The following is a 3074-nucleotide window of genomic DNA, read 5'->3' as shown; positions in this document are numbered from 1 at the left end:
CAGCTTTGCTCCGCTGAACGCATCGCTGAGCCAACCAACGCACTTCTGAGCCGTCACACCTCTTGCATTCTTCGGCCGGCCCGTGGGGAAGACGCTCGACACCACCTCCCTAGGAGTCCTCGGTGCGCACAACCAGGACACCCCAGCGCGCCCGAAACCGGCCCACCGCCAACCACCACGCCACCCCACCAGGCACCCGCTCGACCACATGGCCGAGCACAGGGACCCGTTCTGGTCGCCTCACCCGGAACGGGTTAACCCCTCACCCGTGAAGGGTGAGTCGGGGGCAGCAGGAGTCATCCACAGTGACCGTGGCTGTCGGGGCCGGCGGATGAAAATTGGGGCTGAGTCGGTGCCTGGTTGCGATGCTCTGGGCACCTCCCGAGGAGAGTGCAGCTGAGCCTGTGTGCGCCTGCGTTGGGTCGCCTGGGCCTCGGTCATCGAGTGATGCATGAGGTGTGGCAGTCCGCAGGGGTCCGTGTAGCCGGAGTCGGAGGACCTCGCTTCGCTCGGGCTAGAAACCCTCTGGGGACACCCCAGACCCCGAAGTATCTGATTTGGCAGCGGCGTGCCCTACCTGAATATTTGCAAGCGCCGTGTCAGGGTGGCCTACATGAATACAGCGACGTTTGCCGACGAGTGGACCGATCACTGGTTGCCTCGAGCTCCCCTTGCCGGTGACGTGAAGAGCCCGCGACCGAGCGTGTATCGCCGCTCCCGAGCTCGTGCGCTGGAGCACTCCCACATCGAGGCCAACCCTCTGGCAGTCCGATCGTTGATCGTCACCGATCACGACGGCTCCGACGCCGACCAGATCGCTGATCTCAAGGGCCTGCCCGAGCCCTCCTACATCGCGCTGAACCCCTTCACCCGCTCCGGGCACATCGTCTACGCCTTGTCGACGCCCGTGTGCCTGACCAACTCCGCCCGCCGAGGGCCGATGAACCTGCTGGCGCGGGTCGAAACGGGTCTGTGTGACGTCCTCAGCGGCGATGTGGGCTACGCCGGGCGTCTGACGCGCAATCCCTGGCATCAGGGCTCCTTGCCCCTCTGGGGGGCCTCTGAGGCCTCCTACGGGCTCCTGGAGCTCTCCTGCGCCCTGAGCGACCTGGGAGCCCTTCCCGGCTACAGCCCGCGCACCACGCTCACCCGGTCGGCAATCGGGCGTAACTGCGCCCTGTTCGACCTCACCCGCCGGTGGGCCTACCGCGCCTGGCGGCGCCACTGCGACGACGCCACCGAGTGGGAAGCCGTCGTCCACGCCTACGCCTGGGACCGCAACCTGTCCGTCATCGGCGACGAGTTCACCCGCGGCCCCCTGGACGAGACCGAAGTGCTGCACCTAGCCCGTTCGATCTCCCGCTGGACCTGGCGGAGGTTCTGGCACCAAGGCGGCCCCACCGCCTACGACGCCCGCTTCACCGCCACCCAAACCGCCCGCGCCAAGAAAAGCCACACCACCGGCAACCGCACCGTCACCGACAAGATGCGCACCGCCAATGCAGACCACGGCTTCCAGACCAAAATTGATCGTGAGACCTTCATGCAGGAGGCGTTCTGATGCCTGCCGAAATCCAACAACGGCGGAAAACAACCGCCAAAGAACTTGCAAAGCGACTGGGGTGCTCCGAGCGGACTGTTCGCCGCATCGCCGCTGAGCCTCGAACGGAGTTCCTGGCGCGCGCTGCTGAACGCCGAGCCCGCGCGCTAGCCCTCCGCGAGTCAGGAATGACCTACAAGCAGATCGCTGCGGAGATGGGCGAGAGCGTCGGCTCCGTGGGGCGGCTCATCCACTCCGCCCGCCACCACGCGAAAGAGAACCCGTGAGTTGGCACGGTGAAACAAAGCCGGAACCGGCGCCGGAACAGATTCCCTCCGCCGGCCAGACCGGTAGCGATCTCTGATTCCGTCCCGTTGCCGCACGCCAGCTCATAGGCGACACTGGAACGGACATCGCCACCGATGTCCGCCTGAAGAGCACAGGGTGAACCCGTTCACCCGAGGAAAGCCGGGGTCGCCGCCCCGGCTTTCCTCTTGCCGCCCCAACGGAACCGGTGCCCTAACACCGTTGCCCCCTCCGCATGGCCATATCGCGTATCGAGGCTGTGAGAGACACTGGCCATGGGTGCCAGCGTCGCCACCCGAGGAAAAGCCGGGTGCCCATGCTCGGCTTTTCTTCGGCCACGGAGCAGCACCGACGCCGCATGAATCCGTTTGCACCCATTACTTACCGAACCGTCATAAAGCTTGTCCGGTTGGACACATGATGCCGATCGGGGACACTGGCGGCGGGGGAGAGACATCAGGGATTCAGGGGATCCCTACGGCATGAGAGAGCGCTCCTTTCCATGCCGAGAGAAGCCGGGAGATGGGCTCCCGGCTTCTCTTGTACAGCCATCGCATCAGCTGACGATGTGAAGTAGACGGGACACCACCGGAGTCGCACAATCAGTCTTCGGTGAAAGGCATCTCACCGCGAAAGGCCGGGGCCCCTCCCCGGCCTTTCGCATGCCCAGCGCAGCGCCCACCCGCCCCGCGTGGTGCCCCCGGTCAGCGACCGGTCTCGTTCTATGGCACATAGAACATAGCTTTGCTCCGCCCGGGGTCGCTCCATTGATGCTGTCCAGCACGTGCGGGACAGACCTCCTCGGCCGCGTCTCCAGATCGGAGGCCGGCATCGACAGATCCGCCCTCTGCCGAGCCTTTCGCCCGCGTTCCTTCGTCACCTTTGGGCGTCTTCGGGACCACGACAGACACTGAAGGCGGGAGTCGGCGGGCTCACATCAACCGCTCCCACGGGAGGCCAGGGAGACCAGGCCCGGCCTCCCGCTACAACGCTGGTCCAGCACTCGTGAGGTCTCCGGCACTAGGCATCCCGGACCGCTGTGCAGGACACTCAGAGGTGGGGAACGGGATCCTCCTCCCCACGAAAAAAGCCGGGCACCACTCCCCGGCTTTTTTCGTGCCCACAGCAGCGGCAACTAATCCTGGTCAGCGCCCCCACCCATCAGCACACCCCCTCAGCTTTGCTCCGCTGAACGCATCGCTGAGCCAACCAACGCACTTCTGAGCCG

Annotated in this window: 2 protein-coding genes; both read left to right on the top strand. The window is 65.5% G+C overall.

All coding sequences use genetic code 11. The features are described from left to right. The first annotated feature begins 613 nt into the window (after positions 1–613). On the top strand, positions 614–1561 hold the full coding sequence (locus tag Q0817_RS19815; RefSeq protein ID WP_298592156.1) for a replication initiation protein: 948 nt from the start codon (positions 614–616) through the stop codon (positions 1559–1561). After that, positions 1561–1827, top strand: a complete 267-nt coding sequence (locus tag Q0817_RS19810) for a sigma factor-like helix-turn-helix DNA-binding protein (RefSeq protein WP_298592153.1) — start codon at positions 1561–1563, stop codon at positions 1825–1827. Before Q0817_RS19815 ends, Q0817_RS19810 begins: the two co-directional genes overlap by 1 nt. The last annotated feature ends 1247 nt before the right edge of the window (positions 1828–3074 follow it).

Source organism: uncultured Kocuria sp. (assembly GCF_947500125.1).
Taxonomy (GTDB): domain Bacteria; phylum Actinomycetota; class Actinomycetes; order Actinomycetales; family Micrococcaceae; genus Kocuria.
The sequence above is the reverse complement of the archived record's forward strand: the minus strand, read 5'-3'. Positions and strand labels throughout refer to the sequence as shown.